We start from the raw sequence: 13613 nt of genomic DNA, 5'->3' as shown, positions 1-13613 counted from the left end.
GGTCGCCGCTCCTCAGAACTGGTAGCGACGGATGCGTCGCTGGACGATGAAAAGATAAAAGGAAACGCCGGTGAGGATGATCAGGAACATCACCGTCGCGATCGTCGCGCCCATCGAGCGGTCACCGAGCTGCAGCTGGAAGCCGAAGAAGACGCGGTAGAGCAGCGTGCCGAGAATATCGGTCGAACCGTCAGGCCCGGCTAGAGCGCCTTGCACGGTATAGACTAGGTCGAAAGCGTTGAAATTGCCGACGAAGGTCAAGATCGAGATGATACCGATCGCCGGCAACACCAGCGGCAGCTTGATCTTCCAGAACTGGCTCCAGCCAGTAATGCCATCGCACTCGGCCGCCTCGATGACCTCTTCCGGAATGTTCAGCAGCGCGGCATAGATCAGCATCATTGGGATGCCGACATATTGCCAAACCGAGATCAGCGCGACCGTGATCAAGGCTGTCCCCGGCCTACCGAGCCAGGGAGCAAAGAATGACTTGAGACCGACCATGCCCATCAAATCGGGCGCCACGCCCCATAGCGGCGACAGGATCAGTTTCCAGATGAAGCCGACGACGACGAAGGAAAGCAGCGTCGGCAGGAAGATCGCGGTGCGATAAAAGGCAACGAAGCGCAGCTTCGGCAGCGACAGAAGAGCCGCAAGCGCGACGCCGATCGGGTTCTGCACGCACATATGGATGGCGAAGAAGATCAGGTTGTTGCGCAGCGCATTCCAGAAGTCGTGCGACCAGCGCTCGTCCCCGAACAACACTTTGAAATTGTTGAGTCCCACGAAGGTCGTCTGGCCATCGACGACGTTGTAGAGCGACAGCCGCAGCGTTTCGATCAGCGGCAGGATCATTACGGCCGTATAGACGATCAAGGCCGGAAAAAGAAAAACAAGGATATGCCAGCGCCTCTGGCGCTTGATCGGAGCCACATCGAATGCGGCGGAAATATCGGCTTCGCTCATGGCTCTCTGCCTGGTTTATTGGCTGCTGATCGAGGCAGCGCACATGTTCAAATTCGTCCGCTAACCCGGTTTCTCCAGCCAAGCATGGAGAAGCGATGTTGGGCTCGGCACGATACTGATGTTGCGATAGTCGTCGGTTCGACTGCCTGCCGGAACAGGACATGACGAAAGGTGAGGAGCTATGAGGCCCCTCACCCGGATTGCATCAAAGCAGGATCACTTAGCCGGCTTGTACCAGCTGTCGAGGCCCTTCTGCAGCTTTGCGGCGGCTGCGTCCGGCGTATCCGTACCGTTGATGACGTTGGCGGATTCCGTCCAGGTTTCGTTTTCCAAGTTCGGCGTACCGCGCGACAGGATCTGGTAGGTCGAGCGAACGGTGGACTTGTGGTTGTCACGCCAGGAGACGAACTCCTGGGCGAGCGGATCGCTCATCTTCACCGGATGCGAATTCAGGCTGAAGAAGCCCGGCAACGAGTTGGCGTAGATGCTGGCGAATTCGTCGGAAGCGACCCAGCTCAGGAATTTCTTGGCTTCTTCCTGATGCGCGCTCTTGGCGTTCAGGCCGACGCCGATGTCCGGATGGTCGGAAATGTAGGCGGTGTCGCCAGCCTTTTCGACCGGCGGCGGGAAGGCGCCCATCTTGAACTGAGCCTGCGTGTTGAAAAGCGAAATCTCCCACGAACCAGCCGGATAGATGGCGGCCTTGCCGAGCGTGAAGAGGTTCTGGCTATCGGGATAGCTCTGGGCTTCGAAGCCGTCGCCGAGATAAGGCTTCCACTTGGCAAGTTCCTTGTAGGGTTCGACCCACGGAGCGTCCGTCAGCTTTTCCTTGCCGGAAATCAGAGCCAGACGGCCATCTTCGCCCTTCCAGTAGTTCGGGCCGATATTCTGGTAGCCCATGGTTGCGGCTTCCCAGAGATCCTTCGTGCCCATGGCCATCGGGATGTAGGTGCCGTCAGCCTTGATCTTGTCGAGAACGGCGAAAAACTCGTCGCGCGTCGTCGGAACCTTGAGGCCGAGCTTGTCGAAGGCATCCTTGTTGTAGATGAAGCCGTGGATGACCGAAGCCATCGGCACACAGAAGGTCGATTTGCCGTCATCCGTGCTCCAGGCGGCCTTGGCGACCGGCGAGAAGTTTTCGATGCCCGGCAGCGACGTCAGGTCCGACAGATGCTTCTTGTTGAAGAGATCGAGCGAAGCGTCGAAGGGGCGGCAGGTGATGATGTCGCCCGCAGAGCCTGCATCGAGCTTCGCGTTCAGCGATGCGTTGTATTCGGTCGGAGCCGTGGGCGAGAAGACGATCTTGATGCCGGGGTTCTTGGCTTCGAAAGCGGGGATGATCTTTTCCTGCCAAATCTGCAGGTCGTCGTTGCGCCAGCTTTCAACCGTCAGCGTCACGTCCGCCGCATGCGCGAAGCTGACTGACGTCAGCAGGCTGGATGCGAGGAGCAAGCCTTTCAGAACATTGTTTTTCATTTCCCTCTCCTGTTTTGAGCGCCTGGTGAGGCGCTGTTCTTAGTCTGAAAAATCCGTTGGCATATCCGAGGAAACGGCCAACACTCCACAAGGGCTGCCAACATTGCCAACCCCAAATGCATAAGGGCGCTCGAAGCTGTGCGCCCGACCGGCCCGATCAATCGTGACCTGCCGGACGACCGGACAGAGACACCGGAAACTCAACACACGGGAAAATCATGACGAACACCGTCGCGCGGCCCCTCTTGATCCACGCGGCTCCTGACAACGGCAGAGGTTCGCCACCTTGCTGCTGGGCCTTCCGGCTATTGTTATTTTGCCGGTTCCGCCGATATCAGTTCGATACTGTTCCCTTGGTAGGAATTAAGTCCAAAAAAATACCAATTGTCCAGCCGAATTTAACTTTTTGATACAACAAAAACAGACAAAAAAATTTTACCAATATTTTTCAATATGATACAGAAAAATAAAAAGCAGCGCATTGTCTCTTGGTAAATGGTATTTTTTTGGTATTGTATTAAAAAACGGGGAACGGACAGTATCCGGAGGGTGTAATGGCGGAGTTTTCAATCGGTATCGACGGCGGCGGAACAAGCTGTCGCGCTGCCGTAACGGACAGGACGGGCAAAATTCTCGGCACCGGCAAGGCAGGTGCCTCCAATATTCTTTCCGATCTGGAAAACTCTCGGATCAACGTCGTTGCATCCGCCCGACAGGCGCTTGTTGACGCCGGCCTCGATCCGGGATTGACGGATAAATTGCCCGCCGTCATCGGCACCGCCGGCGCAAATGTCGGGGACTACGGCAAACGCCTTGAAAAGGCCCTGTCATTTGCGACTGTGCATGTCGTCACCGATGCGGCGATTGCGCTTCAGGGCGCGCTCGGCGATGCCGACGGCATCATCGGCGCCTTTGGCACCGGCTCCGTCTACAATGCCCGCCGCGATGGCAAGAGCTGGGGGATTGGCGGCTGGGGGTTTGTCGTCGGCGATCAAGCCAGCGGCGCGCGCCTCGGTCGCGACTTGCTAGAGCGATCGATTCTGGCGCATGACTCGGTCTCACGCCCCTCACCGCTCACGGAAATACTCATGGCAGAATTTGAAGGCGATCCCGAACGTGTCGTCGAATTCGCGCACGCCGCCAAGCCGAAGGATTTCGCGCGCTACGCGCCTATGGTCTTCGAGTATGCCGAAAAGAGCGATGCCGTCGCTGTCGATATCGTCAAGACGGCGGTGAACGCGATCACCCAAAGCCTCGATGCTCTGCTCTGGCCGGACTGCCCGTCGATCTGCCTCCTCGGTGGCCTTTCCAAGGCATATTACCCCTGGCTTGATAGCCGCTATAAGGCGCTTCTCAGGGAGCCGAAAGGTGATGCATTGAGCGGCGCGATAGAACTGGCGGCCAAGCTCCTGCGGGATGACAAGGGGAATACGCCATGACCGAGGATCTGAGCCGTATCTTCTCGTCAGGACGCCTACTCGCCGGTGGCACAGGCCCGCTCTACGTCAAGCTGCGCCGAACGCTTGAGGACGCCGTCAAGGTCGGAACGCTGAAACAGGGTGACGCCCTGCCGGCGGAACGCGACATTGCCGAATATGCCGCCGTCAGCCGCGTAACGGTGCGCAAGGCGATCGACGATCTCGTTGCCGAGGGTATCCTCGTCCGCCGACACGGCTCCGGTACCTTCGTCACCAAACCCGTTTCCAAGGTCGAACAGCGCCTGTCGCAGCTGACATCCTTTACCGAAGACATGGCGCGGCGCGGCATGACGGCGCGTTCGCAATGGCTGCATAAGGGCGTGCACACACCCTCGCCCGACGAAATGATGATCCTCGGCCTTGCCGCCGATACCAAGGTCTCCCGCCTCAGCCGATTGCGCATCGCCGACGATCAGCCGCTCGCCATCGAACATGCCAGCGTCTCCGGCGAGTTCCTGCCCGACCCTTCGATCGTCACATCCTCGCTCTATGCCGAACTGGAAAAACGCCAGGTCCGCCCGGTGCGCGCCGTGCAACGCATCTCCGCGACCAACATGAAGGAAGCCGACGCCGGACTGCTCGGCGTCCCCGTCGGCGCGGCTGGCCTTTCTATCGAGCGTATCTCTTATCTCGGCTCCGGCCGGGCGGTGGAGTTCACACGCTCGCTGTATCGAGGCGACGCCTATGATTTCGTCGCGGAGCTAACGATCGCGACAACATAAATCACAAATGGAATCAAAAAGATGCGGCCGAAAGATGAATCACCCTCCGGCCGCGCCAATAGTCTGAATCAATTTATCAACACAGAGACCTAAGCCGCCGAAACGACTCGCAATTATGCTGCGTCGTCCACGACGGCATCGCGCTTTTCCGGCACATAGTTGAGCACCGGCCCGAGCCAGCGCTCCACCTCCACGACCGGCATTCCCTTGCGGGCCGCATAGTCTTCGACCTGATCGCGCTCGACCTTGGCGACACCGAAATAATAGGAGGCGGGGTGGCCGATATAGATGCCGGAGACGGAAGAACCGGGCCACATGGCGTAGCTTTCGGTAAGTTTGACGCCAGTCGCGGCTTCCGCATCGAGCAGGCGGAACAAGGTCTCCTTCTCGGTGTGATCGGGCTGGGCCGGGTAGCCGGGCGCCGGGCGGATGCCGGCATAGGTTTCCGACAGCAGTTCGTCACTGCTCAGGTTCTCGTCTGTCGCATAGCCCCAGAACTCGCGCCGCACCCGCTCATGCATCCGCTCGGCAAAAGCTTCAGCGAAGCGGTCGGCCAATGCCTTGACAAGGATAGAGGAGTAGTCGTCATTGGCGCGCTCGAAACGCTCGGCAATGGCTATTTCCTCGATGCCGGCCGTGACGACGAAACCGCCGACATACTCCTCGACGCCACTGGCAACCGGCGCCACGAAATCCGACAGAGCCACGTTCGGACGTCCGTCACGCTTCGACAGCTGCTGACGCAGCGTGTAGAAGGTTGCAAGTTCGTTCGTCCGCGTCTCATCCGTGAACAGCTTGATATCGTCGCCGACAGCGCCCGCCGGCCAGAAGCCGATGACGGCACGCGGACGGAACCAGTTTTCCGCGATGATCTTCTCAAGCATCGCCTGTGCATCGGCATAAAGCTGCCGTGCCGCCTCGCCCTGCTTTTCGTCTTCAAGAATCGCCGGGAAGCGGCCCTTGAGCTCCCAGGTCTGGAAGAACGGCGTCCAGTCGATGTATTTCGCGAGCTCGGCCAGATCGTAGTTCTCGAACACCTTCGTCCCGAAGAACTGCGGCTTCACGGTCTTATAGTTCGCCCAATCCAACTTCTCGGCATTCGAACGGGCCTTTGCGATTGGCAAGCGCACCTTCTCAGCCTCGCTGCGGGCATGCGCCGCGGCCACCTTGGCATATTCCGCCTTGATGGTGTCGACATAGCCCTGCTTCGCCTCGGGCGACAGCAGCGCCGAGACGACGCCGACAGCACGGCTGGCGTCGGTGACATAGACCGTCTGGCCCTTCTCATAGCGCGGATTGATCTTCACAGCCGTATGCACGCGGCTGGTGGTGGCGCCGCCGATAAGCAATGGAATATCAAAACCCTGCCGCTCCATTTCCGAGGCGACATGCACCATTTCATCCAGCGAGGGAGTAATCAGGCCGGAGAGGCCGATGATATCGACCTTCTCGGCAATCGCGGTTTCCAAGATCTTCGTCGCGGGCACCATGACACCGAGATCGATAATCTCGTAATTGTTGCAAGCGAGCACGACGCCGACGATATTCTTGCCGATATCATGCACGTCGCCCTTGACGGTCGCCATCAGCACCTTGCCGGCAGCCTGACGTTCACCGCTACCGCCATTGGCGAGCTTCTCCGCCTCCATGAAGGGCAGCAATACGGCAACGGCCTGCTTCATGACACGAGCCGACTTCACCACCTGCGGCAGGAACATCTTGCCCGAACCGAAGAGATCGCCGACGACGTTCATGCCGGCCATCAGCGGCCCTTCGATGACATGCAAGGGCCGCGCTACGGTCTGACGGGCCTCCTCGGTGTCGGCTTCGATGTATTCGGTGATGCCGTTGACCAGCGCATGTTCCAGCCGCTTCTCGACCGGCCATTCACGCCAGGCGAGATCCTGTACCTTGGCTTCTCGGGTGCCGGCTCCGCGGAAGCGTTCGGCAACGTCCAGCAGCCGCTCGGTACCATCGGATCGGCGGTTCAGAACCACATCTTCACAGGCTTCGCGCAATTCGGGATCGATGTTGTCGTAGACCGCAAGCTGGCCGGCATTGACGATGCCCATGTCCATACCCGCCTGAATGGCATGGTAGAGGAACACGGCATGCATCGCCTCGCGGACCGGCTCGTTGCCGCGGAAGGAGAAGGACAGGTTCGACACGCCACCGGAGATATGAACCAGCGGCATGGTCTTGCGGATTGTCCGCGTCGCCTCGATGAAGTCGACGCCATAGTTGTTGTGCTCTTCGATGCCGGTCGCGACCGCAAAGATATTCGGATCGAAGATGATGTCTTCCGGCGGCAGCCCGGCCTCTTCGGTCAGGATCTTGTAGGCGCGCGCGCAGATCTCGACCTTACGCTGGTAGCTATCGGCCTGCCCCTGCTCATCGAAGGCCATGACCACGACGGCTGCACCATAATTGCGCAGCAGCCGCGCCTGCTTGAGGAAATTCTCCTCACCTTCTTTGAGAGAGATGGAGTTGACGATCGGCTTGCCCTGCACGCATTTCAGGCCGGCCTCGATGATCGAGAATTTCGAGCTGTCGATCATGACAGGCACGCGAGCGATATCGGGCTCGGCAGCAATCAGGTTGAGGAACTCGACCATCGCCTTTTCGGAATCGATCAGGCCCTCGTCCATGTTGATGTCAATCACCTGCGCGCCGTTCTCGACCTGGTCGCGGGCAACGGCCAGCGCTGCCGTGTAGTCGGCATTGGTGATCAGCTTGCGGAATTTTGCCGAGCCCGTGACATTGGTACGCTCACCGACATTGACGAAGGGAATGTCCTTGGTCAGCTCGAAGGGCTCAAGGCCGGAGAGCGACATGAACGGACGATGCGCCGGGAGCTGGCGCGGCGGATATTTGGAAACCGCTTCAGCGATCGCGGCAATATGCTCCGGTGTCGAGCCACAGCAGCCGCCGACAATGTTGACGAGGCCGTCACGGGCAAAGCCTTCGACCTGCTCTGCCATCATCTCCGGCGATTCATCATACTGGCCGAATTCGTTCGGCAGGCCGGCGTTGGGATAGGCACAGATAAAGGTATCGGCAGCACCAGAAAGCTCCTGCAGATGCGGGCGCATGGCGTTGGCGCCGAGCGCGCAGTTGAGGCCGATCGTGAAGGGGCTGGCGTGACGCACCGAGTTCCAGAAGGCCGACGGCGTCTGACCTGAGAGCGTGCGGCCAGAGAGATCGGTGATCGTGCCGGAAATCATCACCGGTAGACGAACGCCCTTGGCCTCGAACCGCTCTTCGCAAGCGAAGATCGCCGCCTTTGCGTTTAGCGTATCGAAGATGGTCTCGATCAGGATGATATCGGCACCGCCGTCGATCAGGCCATCGATCTGCTCGCCATAGGCCAAGCGCAGATCATCGAAGCTGACGGCACGATAGCCGGGATTGTTGACGTCAGGGGAAATCGACGCGGTACGATTGGTCGGCCCAATGGCGCCAGCGACGAAACGGCGCTTGCCGTCTTCGCGTTCGGCACGGAGCGCTGCCCGACGAACAACGGCGGCGCCCTCCTTGTTCAGATCGTAAACCGCGCCTTCCATCTGATAATCGGCCTGGGCGATGCGGGTCGAAGAGAACGTATTGGTTTCCAGAATATCCGCGCCGGCCTTGGCATAACGATAATGGATTTCTTCGATGGCATCAGGCTGCGTGAGAATCAGAAGGTCGTTGTTGCCCTGCTGGTGACAGGCACAGCCAATGAAGCGATCGCCGCGAAAATGATCCTCGTCAAAGCCAAGACCCTGGATCTGCGTGCCCATGGCGCCATCAAGCACAAGAATGCGCTCGCTTGCAGCCTGCCTCAAGGCTGCAAACACCTCGCTGCCGTCGCGTTTCGCCGTTTCCGAACCAAAAAGATTGTCAAACATAAGCGAATTCCCTTGGCCTGATTGCGACTGCGCATCCAGATCACATAAAGATATCTTTATGTCAACATATCTATGCGCTATCGTGCCTTGGCGCAAGAACAATACTGCTATGATTTCCCGCCCTTGGGAAAAGTTGATGCGATCGACTAAAAATTCCGACAGGGGTGGATAATGCAAAGCCGCCGACACAGTTTCATCCCATAAAGCCATGACAGCGCTTTCAGGCGGCGCTATAGGGCTTACGGCAAAAGTGTCTCAGGAGGATAGCATGAGCATACAGCGTGAAACGGCGGCTCTGGGGAATTGGAGTACGCGTGCCTACCACCGGCGCTGGCTGCTTGACCAGGCAAGCGGACTTTTCGATTTCTTCCAGTATCGCAGCGTCAATCCCAAGGGTGGCTTCTACGATATGGATGATGCCGGCAAGCCGCTCGATGCGGTCGATCCCGTGCGCGGCATTCACTCGACCGCGCGCATGGTGCATTGCTTCGTAATCGGTTCGCTGCTCGGTCGTCCCGGCTCGGAAGATATCGTCGACCACGGCATCAACTATCTCTGGAAGCATCATCGCGATGCCAAGTATGGCGGCTATGTCTGGTCGCTCAACAATGACGGTCCGGTCGATTCCAGCAAGCAAGGCTATGGCCACGCCTTTGTGCTGCTCGCCGCCTCCTCCGCCAAGATCATCGGCCATCCGCTTGCCGACGGCATGCTCGCCGATGTCACCGAGATCCTGAATACGAAATTCTGGGAAGAGAAGCACGGCGCCATCGCCGAGGAATTCAACCAGGATTGGTCACCGATCGATGGCGGCAGCTATCGCGGCCAGAATTCCAACATGCACCTGACCGAAGCCTTGATGGCCGCCTTCGAAGCAACCGGTGACAGGGCCTATCTCGACAAGGCTGAAAGCATCGCCGATCTCGTCATCCGCCGCTCCGCCGGTTCCGTCGGCTGGCGCGTTGCCGAGCATTTCAATGCCGATTGGGTGCTCGACAAGGACTATCGCGGCAACGAGATGTTCCGCCCGTCCGGCACGACGCCGGGACATTGGCTGGAGTGGGCACGTCTTATCCTGCAACTCTGGTCGCTCGGCGGCCAGCGTCACGACTGGATGCCGGAGGCTGCAAAGGGCCTGTTCTCCCAATCCATGTCACTGGGCTGGGACAATGATAGGGGCGGCTTCTTCTATACGCTGGATTGGGCCGACGTGCCGGCCAAGCGCAACAAGCTGTGGTGGCCGGCCAGCGAAGGCGCCGGTGCTGCGCACTATCTCAACCAGCATCAACCGAGCGATTTCCATGAGGCGAGCTACCGCAAGATCTGGGGCGCCATCGGCACTTCCTTCATCGACCACCAGAATGGTGGCTGGCATGAGGAACTGACGGAAGACCTCGTTCCCGCCCACACGCTCTTCCCCGGCAAAGGCGACATTTATCATGCCCTGCAGGCATGCCTCATCCCCTTGTTCCCGGCAACCGGCAGCCTGACGAAAGTCATCGCCGAGGCCGGTGGAGAAATCTGAGATCGAAGGCGGCGCCTGCTTCAAGCCTGGCGCCGCACTCGCCTTTTACGACAGGTTGAGATTGTGCAGTTCGTGGCCAAGCGTCAGCGCCAGGGCCTCGACGACCAGATTATGGTCTTCGCGCTGCGGAAGACCTGACACGGTGACGGCGCCGATGCAGCCCGTGCCGTTGACGAAGATCGGAAAACTGCCGCCGGATGCAGCGTAGTCGGCGCTGGTAAGCCCGTTGTCCTCGATCGTCTTGCCCTGCTTTTCCAGACGCAGCGTGCTGGCGTAGCTGCTGCGGAAATAGCGCAGCACCATATTGCGCTTCCTCCGGACCCAATTGGAGTTGTCCGGTGTCGCACCGGGCAGCGCAATATAGAAAACCGGCATGGAATGCAGCGTGATGTCGATCGCGACCCCGAGATTGCGCTCGCTGGCAAGGTCATGCAGCAATTTGCCAAGCACCCAGGCGGTTGAGAGATCGAAAGCATCGAAACGCAACGTCTCTTCCTGCAAAGCGATGCGGCTGAGGTCCTGTTCGATCGTCATGGAAACCCTTCCTCTAAAATTCGGTCGGCCTATGAAACGCGGGCAAAGTGATTTGTCTACCTATCTCTTCGGTATCTCAAAACCGAGCTGCCATTTCTGGCCGAGTACGAGATCGTAGTCTTCAGGCTCAAAAGCCTCGAAACCACCACCGGGATAGAACGTCAGCTCGCCGACATAGACCCAATCAGCGGAAGCATAGAGATCGACGCGGACAAAATCGATGTCGCGGGCAATCGTCTCGGCGATATGGATCATCTCTTCAAGCCGTGATGGCCGAGCCACCTCGCCGGGATAGAGACCGAGATAGTCGGGATCGTAGAACGGCAATTTCTGCCAATCTGGCGTATAATTGCAGGAATAGCCCCGACCATTTTCACGGATGTCGATCTCGATATGCGAGACCTTGCCGTTGAACGTGAAAAGCCGGTAGTCCCAGGGAACATGCCCGTCGGCAAGCAACATGGTCTCAATGAGAATGCGAGGTTCAACCCGGCTATAGGCCCATTCCCTGTTGTAGGAAGCATGGTCGATCGCCAGCCACTCGGCTGAAGGGTCGTTCTTCAGCAGCTGCTCAATATCATTCTGCCCATAGAGAAAGCGTCCGACACCACTCGCATGCGTCGGCTTGACGACGGCGGGCAAAGTGATGGCAGACCAATCGATCGTGGAAAGATCCGTGCCAACCCATTGCGTGGGAATGACATATTGGCTGCCGACCCGTTCGGCAATCAGTGTCTTGGCGCCGGCTTTATCGACAAAACCCGGAAACAGCGGATTGCGGTCGTAGAGCTTGCGGGCCTGGATCTTGTCGGTGAAGGTCTGCGGTGACGTTAGATTGGGGAACTTTCCGCGAATGACGAAATATTTGAGTGCACAATAGGGCCTGTCCGGCAGTGGCGACATCAGCCGCCAGAGCAGGTTGCGCACGCGTTCACCCAATCCCTTCTGCAAATATCCGGGAATGAGGAATGCATCTTGTTCGGCAGTCTTGTCCGTCACGGCAGCGGTCTCAAATCTCAACTTGAACGCTAGTAAGAAGTATCAGTCGGCCTTTAACACAAGGTTATGAGACTGCCCTCATGATTGGTCGTCATGAGTGCCTATACGTCCAACCTCTTGAAGAGTTCGCTGATCAGCTTGGCGGCGACGGTGGTTTCGCTTGCAGCGGGTTTCGTCAGCAGCGTCATCGCCGCGCGCCTGCTCGGTCCTGCCGGCTCCGGCAAGGTTGCCTACGCACTCTGGATCGCGACATCCGCAACTGCCCTGGCCGATATGGGCCTGCCCCAGACGTTGCTGCGCAATGCCGGCGCTCTCTCGGGCGAAGGGGATGCCTGGAAGGCATTGGTACGCTCGGCATTCCGCAGCTTCATGATCTCCGTCGCCATGGTGGGCACCGGCATCCTTTTCTATGCTGTGATCACCTATACCTATCGTGATGCGCGACATGCCTGGTTCTGGGTCGTGACGGCGCTGCTATTTCTGAGCTACGCGTTCTACGTCTTTTCAACCGCCATCGCGCGCGGTCGCAATCGGTTCGGACAAACGGCGCGCAGCACGGTCGTCGGTGGTACTCTCCAGATTCCACTCGTCTTCGCAGGCGCCTGGCTGCTCGGCCCGACGGGAGCACTGATCGGCTATGTCGCCCGCTATCTGCCGCAAGCATTGCACCTGCGCAGTTATATCGACCGTAACGTCCCTGCTTCGAGCGGAGCGTTGACGCCAGAAATGCACCGCTATAGCCGCTATATGTGGCTGAGCGATCTCATCGAGATCCTGGTGCTGTCACGCATCGAGTTCCTGTTTCTCGGCTTCTTCTTCTCGTCAACCGGCATCGGCTATTTCGCAGCCGGCCTCGGTCTCGCCGGACTGATCGAGCAGGTCATGCTGCAGATCTCCCCGGCGCTGATCGTCAGCTTTGCAGACGCCCATGCGAAGGGGGATCGGCAGGCGCTGCAAGCGACTTATGGGCGCGTTATCCGTATGGTAGCCCTCGTCATGCTGCCCATCAGCTTCGGCGGCGCGATCATCATACCCGACCTGATGCCGCTTATCTTCGGCAATGCCTTCGAGCCCGCCATTCCGGCCGCTGCGACATTGCTTGCTTTCGTCTGGCTTGCTGGCCTTTCGGTCATTCCCTGGGGCATGATCAGCGCGTCCGGACGCAGCGATCTACTATTGCGCGTACAGATTATCTGCGGTTTGCTGACAATGCTGCTGCTTGCAGCCATGGTGCCGCTGGCTGGCCTCGAAGGCGCGGCCATCGCCCGCGCGACGATCACCACACTGACCTTTACCCTGCTCGCCTGGACCGCATGGACGAGCGTCCATACCTCCGTCCCATTTGGGGCTCTTGCAAGAACAATCTTCGCAGCAGCCATTTGCGCCGCGTCGGCCGGTGTCGCCGTCTATTATCTCGATGGGTTGGCGGCAATCGCAACTGCCATTCCCGTTGGCGGGATCGCTTACCTGCTTGCCGTTCGCATCCTGCGTCTACTGGAGGCGAGCGATAGCCGATTGCTGATGGATACGATTGGCGGCAAGCTGCCCGGGCCAGCCCGTCCGCTGATCAACAATTTGCTGACTTTCCTTGCACCAGGCTAAGGCGTTTATTTCGTCTCTAAGGCCGCGTCGAGCGTTTGCCGGGCAACATCATCCCAGGTCAAAATTCCCTCACTAAAAGCCGACGAACGCTGCATCGCCAGCGCCATGTCGATCTTCTCGCGCCAAGCGGTTTCGCCATCCAATCGATAGGCGACAGCATTGGCGCGGGTAAAGGGGATCAGGTCAGGCAAGAGGATAGGCAAGCCACAATAGCTATATTGCGCGAGCTTCAGGCTCGACTCCGCCAGATAGACCTCGTCCCTCGTCAAACGATAGGGTGCGATGCCAAAATCCGCGTGCTGCAAAAACGGCACGATGCTTTCGAACGCCCGCTCACCATAGACTGTGACATTTGACGGCGCAGAACCCCGCCAATGCGCGCCGAAGATGTGGAAATTTATGTCAGGCGCCGCGGCAGCCA

At 58.8% G+C, this 13613-nt stretch carries 9 protein-coding genes and 1 pseudogene; 4 read left to right on the top strand and 6 right to left on the bottom strand.

What is annotated here, in order from left to right; genetic code table 11:
- Positions 1-12: 12 nt before the first annotated feature.
- Positions 13-966, bottom strand: coding sequence for a carbohydrate ABC transporter permease (locus PMI03_RS13525; protein ID WP_007694035.1), 954 nt, complete (start codon positions 964-966; stop codon positions 13-15).
- Positions 967-1182: 216 nt separating this feature from the next.
- Positions 1183-2442, bottom strand: coding sequence for an ABC transporter substrate-binding protein (locus tag PMI03_RS13520; protein ID WP_007694034.1), 1260 nt, complete (start codon positions 2440-2442; stop codon positions 1183-1185).
- A 554-nt stretch (positions 2443-2996) separates the two neighbouring features.
- Between PMI03_RS13520 and PMI03_RS13515 the strand changes: the two genes are divergently transcribed.
- Both PMI03_RS13515 and PMI03_RS13510 read left to right on the top strand, forming a co-directional pair.
- Positions 2997-3881 carry an N-acetylglucosamine kinase gene (locus tag PMI03_RS13515; protein ID WP_007694033.1) on the top strand — a complete coding sequence of 295 codons (885 nt, stop codon included), beginning with the start codon at positions 2997-2999 and terminating at the stop codon, positions 3879-3881.
- Positions 3878-4642: a GntR family transcriptional regulator gene (locus PMI03_RS13510; RefSeq protein WP_007694032.1), complete on the top strand. Its 765-nt coding sequence runs from the start codon at positions 3878-3880 to the stop codon at positions 4640-4642. The genes PMI03_RS13515 and PMI03_RS13510 overlap by 4 nt, the downstream gene beginning before the upstream one ends.
- Positions 4643-4755: 113 nt before the next feature.
- Here PMI03_RS13510 and metH read toward each other — a convergent pair whose 3' ends face one another.
- Positions 4756-8532, bottom strand: coding sequence for a methionine synthase (gene metH / locus PMI03_RS13505; protein ID WP_007694031.1), 3777 nt, complete (start codon positions 8530-8532; stop codon positions 4756-4758).
- Between the two features lie 268 nt (positions 8533-8800).
- Between metH and PMI03_RS13500 the strand changes: the two genes are divergently transcribed.
- Positions 8801-10057 carry an AGE family epimerase/isomerase gene (locus tag PMI03_RS13500; protein ID WP_007694030.1) on the top strand — a complete coding sequence of 419 codons (1257 nt, stop codon included), beginning with the start codon at positions 8801-8803 and terminating at the stop codon, positions 10055-10057.
- Between the two features lie 45 nt (positions 10058-10102).
- Here PMI03_RS13500 and PMI03_RS13495 read toward each other — a convergent pair whose 3' ends face one another.
- Positions 10103-10591: a heme-degrading domain-containing protein gene (locus PMI03_RS13495; RefSeq protein ID WP_007694029.1), complete on the bottom strand. Its 489-nt coding sequence runs from the start codon at positions 10589-10591 to the stop codon at positions 10103-10105.
- 60 nt (positions 10592-10651) lie between these two features.
- Positions 10652-11590, bottom strand: coding sequence for an ATP-grasp fold amidoligase family protein (locus tag PMI03_RS13490; protein ID WP_007694027.1), 939 nt, complete (start codon positions 11588-11590; stop codon positions 10652-10654).
- A gap of 93 nt (positions 11591-11683) precedes the next feature.
- Between PMI03_RS13490 and PMI03_RS13485 the strand changes: the two genes are divergently transcribed.
- Positions 11684-13192 carry a lipopolysaccharide biosynthesis protein gene (locus tag PMI03_RS13485; protein ID WP_007694025.1) on the top strand — a complete coding sequence of 503 codons (1509 nt, stop codon included), beginning with the start codon at positions 11684-11686 and terminating at the stop codon, positions 13190-13192.
- Positions 13193-13197: 5 nt separating this feature from the next.
- Here PMI03_RS13485 and PMI03_RS13480 read toward each other — a convergent pair.
- Positions 13198-13613: pseudogene (locus PMI03_RS13480) on the bottom strand (polysaccharide biosynthesis protein GumK); the annotation flags it as partial.

The organism is Rhizobium sp. AP16 (assembly GCF_000281735.1).
GTDB lineage: Bacteria > Pseudomonadota > Alphaproteobacteria > Rhizobiales > Rhizobiaceae > Rhizobium > Rhizobium rhizogenes.
This window is presented reverse-complemented; position numbering and strand designations above follow the sequence as displayed.

Coding starts and splice junctions, on each gene's coding strand:
- metH (WP_007694031.1), bottom strand. CDS start 8,532: ATGTTTGACAATCTTTTTGGTTCGGAAACGGCGAAACGCGACGGCAGC.
- PMI03_RS13485 (WP_007694025.1), top strand. CDS start 11,684: ATGAGTGCCTATACGTCCAACCTCTTGAAGAGTTCGCTGATCAGCTTG.
- PMI03_RS13510 (WP_007694032.1), top strand. CDS start 3,878: ATGACCGAGGATCTGAGCCGTATCTTCTCGTCAGGACGCCTACTCGCC.
- PMI03_RS13525 (WP_007694035.1), bottom strand. CDS start 966: ATGAGCGAAGCCGATATTTCCGCCGCATTCGATGTGGCTCCGATCAAG.
- PMI03_RS13495 (WP_007694029.1), bottom strand. CDS start 10,591: ATGACGATCGAACAGGACCTCAGCCGCATCGCTTTGCAGGAAGAGACG.
- PMI03_RS13520 (WP_007694034.1), bottom strand. CDS start 2,442: ATGAAAAACAATGTTCTGAAAGGCTTGCTCCTCGCATCCAGCCTGCTG.
- PMI03_RS13515 (WP_007694033.1), top strand. CDS start 2,997: ATGGCGGAGTTTTCAATCGGTATCGACGGCGGCGGAACAAGCTGTCGC.
- PMI03_RS13500 (WP_007694030.1), top strand. CDS start 8,801: ATGAGCATACAGCGTGAAACGGCGGCTCTGGGGAATTGGAGTACGCGT.